The organism is Micromonospora sp. DT231 (assembly GCF_049847025.1).
In the GTDB taxonomy this organism is placed as follows: Bacteria; Actinomycetota; Actinomycetes; order Mycobacteriales; family Micromonosporaceae; genus Micromonospora.
The window spans coordinates 601,512-618,063 of sequence record NZ_JBNCNO010000005.1; the positions used below are offsets into that span (position 1 = coordinate 601,512).

At 68.4% G+C, this 16,552-nt stretch carries 8 protein-coding genes; 7 read left to right on the top strand and 1 reads right to left on the bottom strand.

Translation table 11 applies throughout. The features are described from left to right. Window positions 1-252: 252 nt before the first annotated feature. From ACPXBU_RS16830 to ACPXBU_RS16840, 3 genes are all read left to right on the top strand, one after another. Entirely contained in the window at window positions 253-1,854 is a 1,602-nt protein-coding gene (locus ACPXBU_RS16830) for a serine/threonine-protein kinase (protein ID WP_425758746.1), read from the top strand. Between the two features lie 515 nt (window positions 1,855-2,369). Further along, window positions 2,370-5,261, top strand: a complete 2,892-nt coding sequence (locus ACPXBU_RS16835) for a glycosyl hydrolase family 95 catalytic domain-containing protein (RefSeq protein ID WP_425758747.1) — start codon at window positions 2,370-2,372, stop codon at window positions 5,259-5,261. Window positions 5,262-5,269: 8 nt separating this feature from the next. Next, window positions 5,270-8,128: a glycosyl hydrolase family 95 catalytic domain-containing protein gene (locus ACPXBU_RS16840; RefSeq protein WP_425758748.1), complete on the top strand. Its 2,859-nt coding sequence runs from the start codon at window positions 5,270-5,272 to the stop codon at window positions 8,126-8,128. Window positions 8,129-8,338: 210 nt separating this feature from the next. Here the strand turns inward: ACPXBU_RS16840 and ACPXBU_RS16845 are convergent, their stop codons facing one another. After that, a complete protein-coding gene (locus ACPXBU_RS16845; protein ID WP_425758749.1) occupies window positions 8,339-11,050 on the bottom strand; it encodes an RICIN domain-containing protein in 2,712 nt (903 codons plus the stop codon). A gap of 566 nt (window positions 11,051-11,616) precedes the next feature. Between ACPXBU_RS16845 and ACPXBU_RS16850 the strand changes: the two genes are divergently transcribed. From ACPXBU_RS16850 to ACPXBU_RS16865, 4 genes are all read left to right on the top strand, one after another. Continuing rightward, complete coding sequence (locus tag ACPXBU_RS16850; RefSeq protein ID WP_425758750.1) at window positions 11,617-12,663, top strand: LacI family DNA-binding transcriptional regulator; 1,047 nt, start codon at window positions 11,617-11,619, stop codon at window positions 12,661-12,663. A 182-nt stretch (window positions 12,664-12,845) separates the two neighbouring features. Beyond that, a complete protein-coding gene (locus tag ACPXBU_RS16855) occupies window positions 12,846-13,835 on the top strand; it encodes a hypothetical protein (RefSeq protein ID WP_425758751.1) in 990 nt (329 codons plus the stop codon). A gap of 162 nt (window positions 13,836-13,997) precedes the next feature. Continuing rightward, window positions 13,998-14,705 (top strand): SDR family oxidoreductase, encoded by a 708-nt coding sequence (locus tag ACPXBU_RS16860; protein ID WP_425758752.1) that lies wholly within the window; start codon window positions 13,998-14,000, stop codon window positions 14,703-14,705. Window positions 14,706-15,295: 590 nt separating this feature from the next. Next, complete coding sequence (locus ACPXBU_RS16865) at window positions 15,296-16,546, top strand: hypothetical protein (protein ID WP_393362308.1); 1,251 nt, start codon at window positions 15,296-15,298, stop codon at window positions 16,544-16,546. The last annotated feature ends 6 nt before the right edge of the window (window positions 16,547-16,552 follow it).

The window sequence follows — 16,552 nt, forward strand, 5'->3', positions numbered from 1 at the left end:
GCATTTAGCGCTGACAACGGGCAGTCCGATTTACGAACAGCCCGACTGGCGTGGTTAATTGCTGGATGTGAGGCATCGTTCGACGCTGATCACGAAGGATGGGAGAAGGATTTCCGCTCGACCAGTTGGGCTTCCCGCGCACACGCCCATCGACTCGGTCTCGTCCGGCGCGAATCAGCGACCGGCGGCTGTTAGCGCTAACAACGTTTCGGTGATGTTAACGGTGCTATTTGGAGCATGTCAAGAGCATCAATGCGATGCGACAAGACTGATCATGGTGTCGAGCAGGGTGGTGCAGGACGGTTTGTGACACGCGTCGGAGCAGGTCGCCATGCCACGACGAGTCCGCTCTGGCAAGCTGTCCCAGTGATCGTCGGTGATCTGTTGGGCGACAGGTATCAGGTCGAGAGCCGCCTCGGCGCCGGTGGCATGTCGGTCGTCTGGCGGGCGTGGGACCGGGTCCTCGAACGCGCGGTGGCCGTCAAGGTCCTGGCCGGCGCGCAAGCTGCCGCCCAGGGCGCACGACAACGCATCCATGCGGAGGCCAGGGCCGCGGCGGGCCTCTGGCACCCCCACGTGACGAGCGTGTACGACTTCGGCGAACACACCGATGCCGCCGGGCGTCAGGTGTCGTACGTGGTGATGGAACTGTTGCCCGGCCAGACCCTGTCTCAGCGACTTGCCGCCGGTCCCCTGCCGCCGCCCGCCGCGATGCGGACGTGCGCGCAGGTCGCCGAGGCGCTGGCCGCCGCGCATGATCGTAATCTGGTGCACCGGGACATCAAACCGTCAAACGTGATGCTGACACCCGCTGGCGTGAAGGTTGTCGACTTCGGTCTGGCCGCCACCGTCGGCCGGCCGGAGCTGGAGGCGGACGGGAAACTGTTGGGCACCGCGGCCTACCTCGCGCCGGAACGCCTCACCGGGGGCACCGTCCTGCCTGCCTCCGACGTGTACGCGCTCGGACTGTTGCTGTACCGAGCGCTCACCAATGAGCTGCCCTGGTCGGCGGAGACCCCCACGCAGATGTTGGATGCGCACGTGTACGTCGATCCGGCGCCGCTGCCGGACATTGCGGGAGTGTCAGCCGAGGTTCATCGTCTCCTCGACCGTTGCCTCGCCCGGGATCCCGCTGACCGGCCGGACGCCAGGGAGGTGGCGACGGCCCTGCACGGTCTGAGCGACGACGCCGAGCGGCAGGTGGCACGAACAGCGCAGCGGGTGCCCGCCCCGCTCGTACCGGCCTCGGCCACCGCCAGTTCCTCCACCGGCCGGCGTCGCCGCCTCCTCGCCTCGTTGTCGATCCCCGCTCTGATGGTGACGGCAGGGATCACCTGGCTCCTCCTCCCCCAGTTCTCGGCTGTCGACCGCAGGTCGGACGGGGCCGCCTCTCGACACGGTGCCACCCCACCGGGCGCCGCCGATGCGCCTGCCACTGAGGCACCCACTCCCCGGCAGACCTCCGCGGAGCCCGCACCACCTTCACGGCCAAGCCGAACGTTCGCCGCTCCGGCTGGGCCGGCTGCACCTGTCGGAGCCGGGTCGTCGGCCACTCCCCCTACCGCGCCATCGAGCGGCGAGCAGGTGACGGCCCCTGCCGCACCGGCACCGGCGGCCGCGAAGCCGGGCAGCCCCGTTCGGGCACTCGGTGGCTTGGTGACCGTGCTCTGCACCGGCGGCCAGGCTCACGTTGCGAACGTCGCTCCTGCCTCCGGCTACCGAGTCACGGAGTACGAATCGGGTCCTACCAAGGAGATCCGCGTGGTGCTGCTGTCCACGGACAACAAGAGCGAGATCAAGGCGCGGTGCGACGGCGGCACGCCGTTGCCGAAGATCAAGGAGAGCCGCCAGTGAACGCGCCCGGTGCGGCCTTTCATCCTACCTTTGTTGAGGCTTTTGTCGGGATTGATGTAATTTCAGGCTCCGCCGTAAGATAGATCAGTCTAAATCCTTGACTCAGTGCCCATGTTGCCGGTTAATCACATCTACGTGTCGGCCATGTTCGCCCTCCCGGGTGACCGACGATGCTGGCGCGCCGTCGAATCGATTCGACGACCGCCGGCAGCGAAGCCTTGACCCGAAGTCGTCAGGCTGCCGGGTGAGCCACAGGAGGTTGCCGTGCATCGTAGGAACGTCCGCTGGGGTGGCCGTTTGTCGGCGTCGGTCAGCGGGCTGGCCGCGACCGTGGGGCTCGGCCTCCCCCTGACGCTGGATGGCCTGACCCTGGCAACTCCCGGGTCGGCCCCGGCCGTGCCGGTCGCGACGCGAAGTGTCGCGGCCGCGGGACTTGACGACGTGACGGCCGGCAACGCCGCGATCGATACGCCGCGGCAACCAGTGACGGCGCGCGGTATCGAGAGGAACTTCTGATGACAGACCTGCCCGTGAGCCGGAGGCACCTGCTCGCCACCGCCGCGCTGACCGCCGGCTCGGCGGCCCTGATCCCGGCCGTGGGCGCCGGACGGGCCGCCGCCGCCGCGCCTCAGGCCACGCTGCCCGAGCGCGGGATCTACGACGCGTCGGCGGCGACAACCTGGACGGACGGGTTCCTCACCGGCAACGGCGAGTACGGCGCCGTCCTGTACGGAACCCCGACCCTCGAGAAGGTGATCTTCAATCACCACCGCTTCGTGCTGCCCAACGGCAGCCGCGGCGTGACCCCGCCGGTAATCTCCGGGCGGCTGGCCGGCGTACGAGACAAGGCACTGGCCGGGAACTACGCCGGAGCCAACACGGACTTCGCGGCCGGCTGGAGCCTGCGCTGGACCCAGACCTACCACCCCGGCTTCGAGTTGCAGATCAGTACTCCCGGCATGACCACCGCCAACGGGTACGCCCGCAGCACCGACTTCCGGACCGGGGAGGTCACCTCCACCTGGACCGACAGCTACGGCACCTGGACCCGCCGCGCCTTCGCCTCCCGAGCCGACAACGTCGTCGTACACGAACTGACCCCGGCGTCCGGCCGCTCGATCGACGCGACGCTCAGCGTCAACACCTCCCTCGCGGGCGTCCCCGGCTCGGTCCGTTTCACCACCCTGGCCAGCGTCATCGACGGTTCCGGTTACCTGAACCTGCGCGGCACCTACCCGTCCGGGCAGGGCGCGTTCGGCTTCGAGGGCGTCACCCGGGTCGTCGCCACCGGCGGCACGGTAGCCGCGAACGGGTCGAGCATCGTCGTCACCGCGGCGACCAAGCTCGTCCTGCTGACCAAACTCGACCGGTACGAGTCACCCACCGCCTGGGACAGCAGGCCGTTGCACGCGGCGCTGGCCGCGGTGCGCGCCGACTATGCCGAGCTGCGGACCCGGCACGTCACCCTGCACTCCGCGATGTTCGACCGCTCCCGCCTGGACCTGAACGTCTCCGCCGCCGACCGGCAGCTGTCGACCACCCAGCTGATCGCCCGGCAGAACGCCAACCGCAACACCATCGATCTGGCCCTGCTGGAGCGCCTCTACGACAGCGGCCGGTACCTGTTCATCAGCTCCAGCGGCGTACTGCCGCCGCGGTTGACCGGAATCTGGGCCGGCACCTGGAATGGCGCCTGGGCCGACGATTTCACCACCGATGCCAACATCAACCTGCAGGTCGCGGGCGGCAACATTCTCGACCTCAGCGACGCCATGCAGGGCTACTTCAACCTGATCCTCGGTCAGCTCGCGCACTGGCGCACCAACGCTCGCAACCTGTACGGCGCCCGCGGCTTCCTGGCCCCATCGCGCACCGACGGCGAGTACGGGTACATGCTGCACTTCGACCCCGGCTTCCCCGGCCAGTGCTGGACCGGCGGCGCGGACTGGCTGCTCTACCCGCTGCTGGAGTATTACCAGGTCACCGGGGACCGGACGTTCCTGGCTGAGAAGCTGGGACCGGCGCTGATGGAGCTGGCGCTGTTCTACGAGGACTTCCTGACCCGCACCGACTCGGCCGGCCGTGTGGTGTTCGTGCCGTCGTTCTCGATGGAGAACTCGCCAGCCAGCACGAACGTCCTGCTGGCGATAAACGCCACCGGCGACATCCAGGCCGGCAGACACGCCCTGCGGGCGGCCGTCGAGGCCGCCAACACGCTCGGTGTCGAGCAGGGTGCCGGTCAGGGTGTCGCACGCTGGACGGCCCTGCTGGCGAAGCTCCCGCCCTACACGGTCAACGGCAGCGGCGCCCTCGCCGAATGGTCCTGGCCGGGGCTCACGGACCGCTACAACCATCGGCACGTCCATCACCTGTACGGCGCGTGGCCCCTGCACGAGATCAATCCCGAGGAGGCGCCCGGGCTGGTCACCGCCGCGCTCAGGGCGCTGGCGCTGCGGGGTGACGAGAACACCTCGGCGCACGGCAGCCTGCATCGAGCCCTCGCCTCCGCTCGGCTGAAGGACGCCGCGGGCGTCTACAGCAACCTCCGGAAGATCATCGGCAACAACATGATCTTCCGGTCGCTGATGACAGCACACAACCCGAACCTGGAGACCTACAACGCCGATGCGGCCAACACGCTGCCGGCCGTACTCAGCGAGGCGCTTGTCTACACCAGGCCGGGCATCATCGAGCTGCTGCCCGCCGTGCCCGGCCAGCTCGCCAGGGGCACCATCACCGGCGTCCGCGGACGCAACCAGGTCCGCATCCACAGCCTCTCCTGGGACCTGCCCGGTCGCTCGGTAACCGTGGCACTCACCTCGACGATCACCCAGGCGATCACCCTGATCAGCCGGCGCGGGATGGCATCCATCACCACGTCCGCGACTGTCACCTCCTCGCCGCTCGGCCCGCACGCCCGGGTGATCTCGTTGACGGCCGGGCAACAGATACAGGTCGTCGTCGGCCTGCCGGCCGCCGCCGCGAGCGGCGTCGTTCGACTTGTCAACCGGCGCAGCGCGAAGGTGCTGGACGTCAACGGCGGCTCCACCACGGACGGGGCAACCGTCATCCAGTGGCCGTGGACTGGCGCGGCCAACCAGCAGTGGCGGCTGCTGCCCAACAGCGACGGCTCATTCCGGCTGTCCGGTGTCAAGAGCGGGAAGGTCCTGGACAGTCCAGGTGGCTCGGGCCAGGGCGCGGCGCTCGTGCAATGGGCCGACAACGGCGGACGTAACCAGTGGTGGAATCTCGTCCCGGCGACGACAAGCGGATACCACCGGCTCGTCAATGTGAGCAATGGCTGGTGTGTCGGGGTCGAAGGCGGCTCCACCGCGGACGGCGCCAGAGTGATCCAGCAACCGGTCAGCTCCGAGATCAGCCAGGAATGGCAGATCGTTGATGTCTAGGAGGCAACATGTCCGAAGTGACACGAAGGAAACTTCTCGGCGCCGGGGCGGCGGGGGCTGGTGTCATGCTGCTGCCGGCGGGTTGGACCGCAGCCGCTCGGGCCGGGTCGACCGCACCCCCAAGCGTGCTGGCAGCCAACGACCTGGCGTTGTGGTACGACGAGGCGGCGGGTACGGATTGGCTACGGGCTCTGCCGATCGGCAACGGCCGGTTGGGCGCGATGGTGTTCGGGAATGTCGACACCGAGCGGCTGCAGCTTAACGAGGACACCGTGTGGGCCGGTGGCCCGTACGACTCGGCCAACACCCGTGGTGCGGCCAACCTGGCGGAGATTCGGCGGCGGGTCTTCGCCGATCAGTGGACGCAGGCGCAGGATCTGATCAACCAGACCATGCTGGGCAGTCCGGTCGGGCAGTTGGCCTACCAGCCGGTCGGCGACCTGCGGCTGGCTTTTGGCAGTGCCAGCGGGGCGTCGCAGTACCAGCGGACCCTCGATCTGACCACGGCCACCACGACCACCAGCTACGTGCTCAACGGGGTGCGGTTTCAGCGTGAGGTCTTCGCCAGCGCACCGGACCAGGTGATCGTGATCCGCCTGACCGCCGACCGGGCAAACGCGATCACGTTCACCGCCACGTTCAGCAGCCCGCAACGGACGACCGTGTCCAGCCCGGACGCCGCCACGATCGGCCTCGACGGTGTCTCCGGCAACATGGAGGGCATCAACGGGCAGGTCCGGTTCCTTGCCCTGGCCAATGCCGCCGTGAGCGGCGGCACGGTCAGCAGCTCCGGTGGCACGCTGCGGGTCTCCGGCGCGACAAGCGTCACCCTGTTGGTGTCGATCGGTTCCAGTTACGTCAACTACCGGACCGTCAACGGCGACTACCAGGGCATCGCGCGGCGGCACCTCGACGCGGCCCGTACCATCGGCTTCGACCAGTTGCGCACTCGCCATGTGGCCGACTACCAGGCGCTGTTCAACCGGGTGTCGATCGATCTGGGACGCACGACGGCGGCCGACCAAACCACCGACGTACGGATCGCGCAGCACGCGAGCGTCAACGATCCGCAATTCTCCGCGCTGCTGTTCCAGTACGGTCGCTACCTGCTGATCTCCTCCTCACGGCCGGGCAGCCAGCCGGCGAACCTGCAGGGGATCTGGAATGACCAGATGGCGCCCTCCTGGGACTCGAAGTTCACCATCAACGCGAACCTGCCGATGAACTACTGGCCGGCCGACACCACCAACCTGGCCGAGTGTTACCTGCCGGTCTTCGACCTGATCAAAGATTTGACGGTGACCGGCGCCCGTACTGCTCAGGTGCAGTACAACGCGGGGGGTTGGGTCACCCACCACAACACCGACGCGTGGCGCGGCTCGTCGGTGGTCGACGAAGCCCTGTGGGGGATGTGGCAGACCGGCGGCGCCTGGCTGGCCACCATGATCTGGGACCACTACCAGTTCACCGGAGACGTCGAGTTCCTGCGCGCCAACTACCCGGCCATGAAGGGCGCCGCCCAGTTCTTCCTCGACACGCTGGTCAGCCACCCGACGCTCGGCTACCTCGTCACCAACCCGTCGAACTCGCCCGAGCTGCGTCATCACACGAACGCCAGCGTCTGCGCGGGGCCGACGATGGACAACCAGATCCTGCGTGACCTGTTCAATGGCGTCGCACGGGCCGCCGAGGTCCTCAATGTGGATGCCACCTACCGCGCCCAGGTACTGACCGCCCGGGACCGGCTGCCGCCGACGCGTGTCGGGTCCCGCGGCAACGTCCAGGAATGGCTCGCCGACTGGGTGGAGACCGAGCGGACCCACCGGCACGTCTCCCACCTGTACGGGCTGCACCCCAGCAACCAGATCACCAAACGCGGAACCCCACAACTGCACCAGGCCGCACGACAGACCCTGGAACTGCGCGGCGACGACGGCACCGGCTGGTCCCTCGCCTGGAAGATCAACTATTGGGCACGACTCGAAGACGCCACCCGCGCCCACAAGCTCCTCCGCGACCTGGTGCGCACCGACCGGCTCGCGCCGAACATGTTCGACCTGCACCCGCCCTTCCAGATCGACGGCAACTTCGGCGCCACCTCCGGCATCGCCGAAATGCTGCTCCACAGCCACGCGGGCGAACTACACCTCCTGCCCGCACTACCATCCGCCTGGCCAACCGGGCAGGTCACCGGGCTCCGGGGCCGCGGCGGATACACCGTTGGCGCCTCGTGGAGCAGCAGCCGAACCGAACTCGTCGTCGTTCCCGACCGCGCCGGACCCATCCGCGTTCGCAACCGGATCTTCGCCGGCACCTTCGAACTGCGCGACGAGACGAGCGGCAGCGCCGTCCAGCCGACGCGGATCGAGGCCGACCTCGTGGAGTTCACCGGCCAGGCCGGCCACACCTACCGCGCGTCCGGGGTCAACTCGGGGCCGGTCGAGGCTGGTGCGTACTACCGGCTCGTGGCCCAGCACAGCGGCAAGGCCGCCGACATCAACGGTGCGTCCACCGCCGCCGGCGGGTTGCTGATCCAGTGGCAGAGCTCCAGCGGACAGAACCAGCAGTTCGAGTTCGTGTCGGCGGACGGGGGCCACTTCCGGATCAGGGCGCGGCACAGCGGCCTGTTCCTGCAGGCCGCCAGCAACAGCACCGGCGCCGACATCACCCAGCAACCCGATGCATCCAACGCCGCCAGCCAGCAATGGCGGGTCGACGACCAGGGCGGCGGGGTGGTCAGACTCATCAACCGGCAAAGCGGCCTGGCAATGGACGTGTGGCAGGCTTCGACCGCCGACGGTGCCCGCATCTCCCAGTGGACCCCCGGCGCCGGCGCCAACCAGCGATTCAAACTTCAACGAATCTAGCCGGCTGGCTCACCGCTGCAGGCCGCGCACGGGCCGGTTGACCCACCGCGCGTCGGTGTATCGGGTGTGTTGTCAGCGCCGCCGCAATCGCGGCGTTCCACGGTGATTGGATCGCGGCCGACTCGGGAGCACAAACCGTGCCCCCGAGTCGGCGCGACTATCGGCAGCCGGTTACCGGCGGCCGAACGTGACGCTCACCCCTGCCACTGGTCAGGCGGGTACGAACTGCCACTGCTGGTTGGTCCCGCCGTTGGCGGCCCACTGCACGACCTGCGCCCCGTCGCTGGTCGAGGCACCGGAGACATCGGCTACCAGTCCGCTGCTGCGGGCGACGATTGTGTAGTAGCCGTCACCGGTGGGCCGCAGGTACCACGACTGGTTCGCGCCGCCATTGGCCGACCACTGCTGTAGTTGCAGGCCCTGGGTGGTGCTGCCGGCGTTGACGTCGAGCATCTTTCCGGAGGCGGTGTAGCGCAGGGTGTACGTGTCCTGCGTGGCGCTGACGGTCCACGTGGGGGTGCCGCTCTGCTGGACCGCCTTGGCGCCGTCGGCGGTGGAGTTACCGGCTATGGCGAGGGGCTTGCCGCTGTTGCGGTTGACGATGCGGTAGGTGCCTGCTGCCGGCCCGGTTCCGCCGCCGCTTCCACTGAGGTTGAGGTACTCGACCGCGTCGGTGAAGACGGTGCTGCCGGACTTGGCGGTCGACAGCTGCAGGTACACGCGGCTGCCGGTGGCGGGAGCGGTGAAGGACACCGGCTGGGTGACCCGTGAGCCGAGCGGGACGGTCAGGGTGGTGCTGCCGGACGCGACGACCGCGCCGGTGGGGCTGTCGAGCCGAGCGGTCCAGGTGAAGCCCACCGAGGTGTTGGTGAGGTCGTCGTTGAACACGGTGATGTTGCGGGTCACCGTGGCGTTGCGGGCGTAGGTGGGCACGGCCTGCGCCAGCGGGAAGTTGCCGTTGGAGTCGGAATTGCCGGAGGCGGACCAGTAGGGAAGGTCGATCGCGGCCACCGGGTTGAACGCCGCCTGCACGCGCTGGATCTGCGGGTTGCTCCACGGGTCGGGCAGGTTGTCGACGCCGTAGATGGGGTGACCGCCCTCCTCCGGGGTGAAGTCGGTGGACCGCACGCCGGGCACGACGCTGGCCCAGGCGGACAGCAGCGTGTACGGGCGCAGGTCGGTGGCGCCCTTGCCGCGCTTGGCAGCAGTTGCGGTGGCGAACCACTCGAAGCCCTGCTTGTTGTTGCATGCCGGCCAGATGAACTCGCCCTCGCCGTCGGGCCGCCCGTTCACGGTGACCAGGCCCTCCCCGTACCTGCCGAAGCCGTCGACGTAGTGCGGGATGACCGCGAAGTTGGCGTACGTCATCCCGGGATACAGGCTGACGTTGTTGCCGACGCCCACCTCGACGATGATCGGCCGGGTGCCGTCGGCGCCGTTCATCGCCGCGTACAGGTCCTTCTCGAACTGCTCGGAATCCTGGCCGCTCTGGTTCGGCTCGTTGTTCTGGCTCCAGCGGATGATCGCGGGGTGGTTGCGGTCGCGCAGGACCAGCGCACGGGCGTGGTTGATCATGTTGTCGCGTCCGACGGAGTTCTGCCACTCCTGCGAGGATTGGGAGCCGCGAATCGCGACCTCGTCGATGATCATCAGGCCCATCTCGTCGGCGACATCCAACATGTACGGGCTTCCGGGCTCCTGGTGGATGCGCACCACGTTGTAGTTCAGCCGCTGGTAGTTGTCCACCGCCTGCGGCCAGCCGCCGTTGCCGGACGACGGGGGCAGGAAGCCGGGCAGGGTGTGGTACGCGTCGCCCTTGCCGCCGTTGTTGATCCGGTCATAGTCGGCACCCTGGAGGTTGTCGCCGCGGAAGTTCACGCGCACGCCGTTGAGGTAGTAGTAGTCACCGTTCTGGGTGGCCTCCCGGAACCCGAACCGGTACTCGGCGTCGCTCGTCCGGCCGTCGTCGGTGGCGGCATGCACCGTCAGCCCGTGCAGCTGCGCCCGGTACCCCGACCGGTACGGCACGTTGGGCCACCAGTACGAGGTGCTGTCGAGGTTCCACGCGACCGGCCCGACGGTCACGGTCGCGGTCGAGCGGGCCGCCACGGTGACCGTACGGCTGGGCAGTGCCGGGTAGCTGAAGGCCGTTCCGTTGCTGGACGACAGCGACCCGGTCAACGTCACCGACCGGGAACTGCCCGACGTGTTCCGCACCGTCACGTCGTAGGTCAGCGTCTTGTTCGCCACCGACGTACGTACGAATGTGTCGCTGACGTACACCGCCGGGTACACCCGCAGGAACGCGGACCCGAAGATCCCCTGCGGGACCGCCTCGGACCACGTGGCGGCGTCGGGCACCAGGTACCGGCCGTTGGATGCCTTCAACGCGCCGCGGCCCTTCACGTTCACCGTGATCGTGTGGGTGGTGCCGGGCGCCGCGTATGCGCTGATGTCGAAGTTCGAAGGGGTGAACGCCGTCGTCTGGGTGGCGACCACGCGGCCGTCGACCGACAGTGTCGCCTGGTGGTTGACGGCGCCGAACTCGATCCAGGTCGACTGCGGCTGCCCCGAGTCCGGCACGGTGATGCTGCGCGAGTACACCGCCTCGTTCACGGTGGTGAAGCCCTGCTTGTACCAGCCGCCACCGGGTACCGCGATCGTGGTCGCCCCCCGGCCCGCGGGCGTGAAGTTCCACGTCCCGGCCAGGTCGACCGAGGCGACCGCGGCGTTGCCGGCCGCCACACCGTCAACACCGGCGGCCGCGACACTCTGCGTCGCGACCGGCGCGGCCAGGGTCGACCCGGGGGTCGTCAGGGTCAGGCCGCCCAGCGTCAGGGGCAGGGCGAGCGCCACGGTCGCGGCCAGCCCTCTGGCCAACGCCGACAATCGGCCACCCCAGTGGACGTTCGTACGATGCACGGTTACCTCCTGTGACTCATCCGCCAGCTCCGCAGCACCGGTTCAGGGCACAGCCTCACGGCCGAGACTCGAATCGATTCGACAAATCTGCCGGCGTCGCCGACCATCCGGGAAGGATGGTTGCGGCCCAGATACATAGACCTGTATCAAAAGGCGCAGCGCGCGTGAAGTCAAGGTTTCGAGACGGTTACTTCCTGCTCCTGACGCCTCGCAAGCTTCGAGCGGCCGCCGATTAATACGGCCCCCTTTCGGAGTGCCAAGGCATCGCACTCAGACATTCCGTCTCGCCGGCTGAGCGATGCGCACCGATCGAATAGCGAACCGATTCGCCTCTGCGGCGCCCGGCGGCGTGACACGCTCAAGGCGCGGACAGCGCTGCGGTCCTCGGCGAAGTCGGCGGGCGGGCCCGGCCTGAACTTCTCGGTTCGAAACTGGGGTTAGGGTGTCGGCAAGGAACGTGCTTCGCCAGCGTCACGGGCGGGTCGCGGGCTCTTAACGGTGAGTGTCTGACTGCGTAGACATGACTGCGCAATCATACAGGACTGTGGCCGGCGATGGGAGGTGCCGTGACGCGACTGGCGAGGCCTGGTGGAAGCCCTCCGGCGCCGCGCAGCGTGGACGTCGCGCGGCTGGCCGGCGTCTCCCAGAAGACGGTGTCCAGGGTCCTCAACGACGAGCCGTATGTCTCGGTCGACGTGCGCCGGCGGGTCCTGGACGCCGCCGCGGAGCTCGGCTACCGGCGCAACCAGGCGGCCCGGGCGCTGGCCTCCGGGCGGACCCGGTCGATCGGCGTGGTGACGCTCGGCAGCGCCCTGTACGGGCCGGCGTCGTGGCTCATGGGCATCGAGTGGGCGGTCCGGAAGGTGGGCTACACGCTGCGGGTGGCCACCACCATCGAGGGCGACCCGGGTGGCATCGCGAGCGCCCTGGCGTCGCTGTTGGACCAGGGCGTGGACGGCCTCGTCATCTCCGAGCCGATCGACGAGGGCGTCGGCCTCATCAGCGTGGACGTGCCGGTCCTGGTCCTCGGCGCGCCGCCCACCTTCACCGCGCCGCAGGTCGTGACCGCCAGGGTCGGCGCGGGCCGGCTCGCGCGGGCCGCGACCGAGCACCTGCTGGAGTTGGGGCACCCGACCGTCCATCACCTGGCCGGCCCGCAGCGGTGGTATTCGGCACGGGACCGTCTCGCCGGCTGGCGCGAGGCGCTGCGAGCCCACGGCGCGGACGAGCCGCCGGTCGTCGAGGGCGACTGGTCGGCCGCGTCCGGCTACGCGGCGGGCCGGAAACTGGCCGGCGACGGCACCGTGACCGCGGTGTTCGCCGCGAACGACGACATGGCGATCGGTCTCATCCGCGCGCAGCTCGAGGCCGGGCGCCGGGTGCCCGAGGACATCAGCGTCGTCGGGTTCGACGACATCCCGGTCGCCGCCTACGTCACTCCCCCGCTCACCACCGTGCGGCAGCCGTTCGACGAGGTCGCGCGACAGGGCCTCGCGCTGCTGGTACAGGTCATCGAGAAGCCGGACGTCGAGCTTCCACCGGCGACCGACCAACCGGTCGAGCTCGTCGTCCGCGCCTCGACGGCACCACCACCGCCCCGGCCGCCCTCATGACATTGCTCGTGGGATCGGCGTCTCAGATGGCGGACCCGCAGCACACTTCCGCCCGCTCGCCCGCAACGCCCTAGGTCTGTCGACAGCACGTCGGCAGGGTGGCGTTAGGCGACTTGAGACGCCGGCCGGTGTGAGCCATCCCGGAACTCAGGACCTGCACGTGGGCCATAAGATCCAATTCTATGGCCCGCACCACACCTCCGCGTCCCCTAGACATCACCGCGCTCTTCCCTGAACTGCGGGAACATTCCACCACCGCTACCCGCCTGCATCCCCGACCCGGCGCTCCGACCGTTGTGGACAGCTCGGTCGGCGGACCGCTGCTGTGGCCGGCCGACGAGGTATGGCCGGTCTGCGACGACGCCGGGGCGCACGAGCCATGGAACCTGACCACCCCAGCCGCCCTGCACCGCAGGCGGCAGATCCTCGCGACCGCAGAAGCTCGGGAGCCGCTGCCGGGCGGAGACTTCTTGACTGCCGAGGAGCGGGCCGAGCTCGGTGCGGCCGACGCTCTGGACCTGGACGACCTGATCGAGGACCCCATCCCGTTGGTTCCAGTCGCGCAGCTGTACCGACGAGATATCCCGGACTACGCCGGTCCGGACGGCACGGATCTGCTCCAGGTGCTGTGGTGCCCGGTGGACCACTCGGACCGGCACTACAGCCCGCGCGTCTTTCTCCACTGGCGCGACAGTTCCGCCGTCGGCCCGCTACTCGAAGCGCCTCCCGAACCGCCGGTGATCAGCGACACGTACCTGCCGATTCCGTGCGTGGTTCACCCCGAGCAGGTCCGCGAGTACCAATACGCCGGCCTGCTCCCCGACGACCTACGCGAGCAGCTCGACGAGTGGGATGACGACGAGGACGAGAGCCGTCCCCACTATCAGAGGGACTTGTCGCTGGCGCCAGGCTGGAAGGTCGGCGGGTACGCGAACTGGTCACTGACCGATCCGTACCCGATGATCTGTGCTGCCTGTGGCACCACGATGACCTTGGTTCTCACCGTCGGCTCAAGCGACTGGAACGGCATGCACTGCAGCTGGCGCCCATCCGAGGAAGACCCGACCGCGTCCCCAGCCACCGTCGGCGTGCAGATCGGGCGCGGCTACTCGCTGTACACCTTCCGCTGCCCCGAATCATTCGATCATCCCCCGGCCACCGCGATGCAGTGACGCGGCCTCCCATTCGCGCGGTCGGTGACGCCCGATCCGCCCGACTGGGCGTTACCAGCCGTACCCGGGTCGCCGTGAGCCGAGCGCCGCCGACACGGGCGAGCGTGATTCACCTCGCACAAGTTTGCCCCTGACGTCAACGTGAGGTTTTAGCGTGGCGATATGCAAATCAACGGCTCAACAGCTCTCGTGACCGGAGCTAACCGCGGCCTCGGCAAGGCCTTCGCCGAGGCCCTCCTCGCCCGGGGCGCCACCGTCTATGCGACCGCCCGTCGCCTGGAAAGCATCGACATTCCCGGTGCCATCGCGCTCCAGCTGGACATCACGGATCCCGCGTCCATCGAGGCCGCCGCAGGCAAGGTGGGCGGCCTCGACATCCTCGTCAACAACGCCGGCACCTCCACCGAAGCCCCGCTGCTCGGCCCCTCCACGGAAAACATCCGCCGCGACCTCGACACCAACTTCTGGGGCACTCTCAACGTCACCCGCGCCTTCGCGCCCAGGCTGGCCGGTGGCGCCATCCTCAACGTCATCTCGGCGCTGAGCTGGTACACCTTCAGCCCCGGCACCAACGGCTACGCCGCCTCCAAGGCCGCGGAGTGGTCCCTGACGAACGGCATCCGACTCGAGTTGGCCGAGCAGAAGACTCTGGTCACCGCCCTGGCGCTGGCGATCGCCGACACGGACATGATGGCTGGCTTCGACATCCCCAAGCTCGCGCCCCACGAGGTGGTCGCCCAAGCCCTCGACGGACTGGAAGCAGGCAAGATCGAAGTCATCGCTGACAAGCCCACCGCCAACGTCAAGGCCTCCCTCTCCCGCGATCCCGCCGACTTCTACGCCGACATCACCGGCAACCTCTTCGCCTGACTTCACCGGCAATCCGCCTGCCGGAGTAAGCGGCTTGGTCAACGGGCGGACGCCCGGCGGACGGCCCGGATTCGCATGAATCCGGGCCTCCGCCTGACCGCCGGGGTGCGGACGTAGAGCGAAGCCCTGAAGATCGCGGTGACCGCCTATTCGCTTGTCCGTGCGGCCCGCAGCACCTGGGTCGAACGGGGCGGCTGAGAATTCGCGCCGAACGCGGTAACCACATCGGCTGGTCGACTCGAGGTAGTGCAGGTTCGGGTCGTCGACCGTGCGCTGTTCGACGATCCGGGCGAGTTCGTCACGGATGACGTCGAGCGTCAGCCGCCGGTGATCTCCGTGTGCGGGAGCCAGATCTCGACGTCCTTCTCACCCGCCGGCAGATCCGCGAAGCGGGCGGTGCCGGCCGTCCCTGCCGGCGCGACCAGCGACGGCGTCGGAGCACGCCACGTGCCGACGGCTGGCTTTGTTGCCGCGCTGCGCCGGAGTCGGCCATCCGACCGGCGACAGGATGGCTCGTGCCGCTCCACCCCGGGCAAGATGACACCCGAGACCTCCGACGGCCGCACCGCCGACGAGGGGAGGAGCCGCCGATGGCAACGACCAAGTTCTTTGTCCTGGTGGCCGGGTACGACTACGAAGGCCGGGGCAGCGAAAAGGGTCTCGCGTTCGGGAGCATGTGCACCGGCCGGGTCCGGGAACGCATCGAGACCATCAACGGCAGCGTGGGTGAGCCGGATGCCCTGGTCACAGTGGACACGACGCTACGGTTTCTGCGCTTCTCCGTGGAGACCGGCAAGATCGAGGTGATCGACCGGGCGTTCGTCGCGGGCCAGGGGGTCAAGCGGGCGACGGTGGCCGAGCGGGACTGGAAGCCGCTCAGCTCCGTCGGGACCGGCGATACGTTCGACCCCGCCGTCTTCGTGAGCAAGGGCCCGTTCCGCGCCATCGACGTGGCTGCGGACTACACCGAGCTGGACAAGAAGCAGCCCCGGTTCAAACAGGACGGCACCACGAACCAGGTCATGTCGATCGCCGACGTCTATCGCTCGGTGCACGACGCTCCGGACGGCTCGGTCCTCGAGGTCAGTTTCTTCTCCCACGGCTGGATCGAAGGGCCGATCCTCGTCAACAGCTCCAATATCCGGAAAGATCCGAAGCTCCGGGACACCACCGACAAGGATGGACGTGCATCCATCGACTTCAACATCACCATGGGTGAGCCGGCCGACGGCACCGTCACCTCGATCTCGCGCCTGTTCCGGTTCATGGCCAGTTTCGATTCTCGGGGCGTCATGCGCGCCTGGGGCTGCAACTTCGACATCGAGGTGAGTCTGCTCCTGCAAGTCATCAAGCTGCTGAAGAAGCGGAAAGCCGCCGTCGCTGACGATACGGTCGTCGAGCTCGAGTTCGAGGACAAGTGGCTCACGCGCTACGGGGTCGTCGACCCGGGCCTGGCCCCGGTGTTCTTCCCGGCCGACCAGACGGTCAAGAGCTTCTCCAGAACGTTCGGCGACGTGAAGCGTTTCCTCCGGCGGCGGTTGGCACGGGGCTACGCGTTCAAGTTCGTCGAGTCCAGCCCGATGCTGGCCGGCTTCGGCGCGCTGCCGGGGACCTCGGGCGACGACGAGAGGTCCGGTTTCTTCATGATGCGGGTGTGTGAACGCCAGGGCAAGAAGACCGGCCCGTCGAACAAGATCCTCGAGTGCCCGGACGGCTACGGGTTGGTCTTCCGGTTCTACGAGACCCATCTGGGCGTCAAGGTCGACAAAAAGGGTTACGGGATATTCGACGTGACCACGGTCCAAAGGCTGAACGCGGAGATCACCGCGGGAACTCCCTAGGCGCGG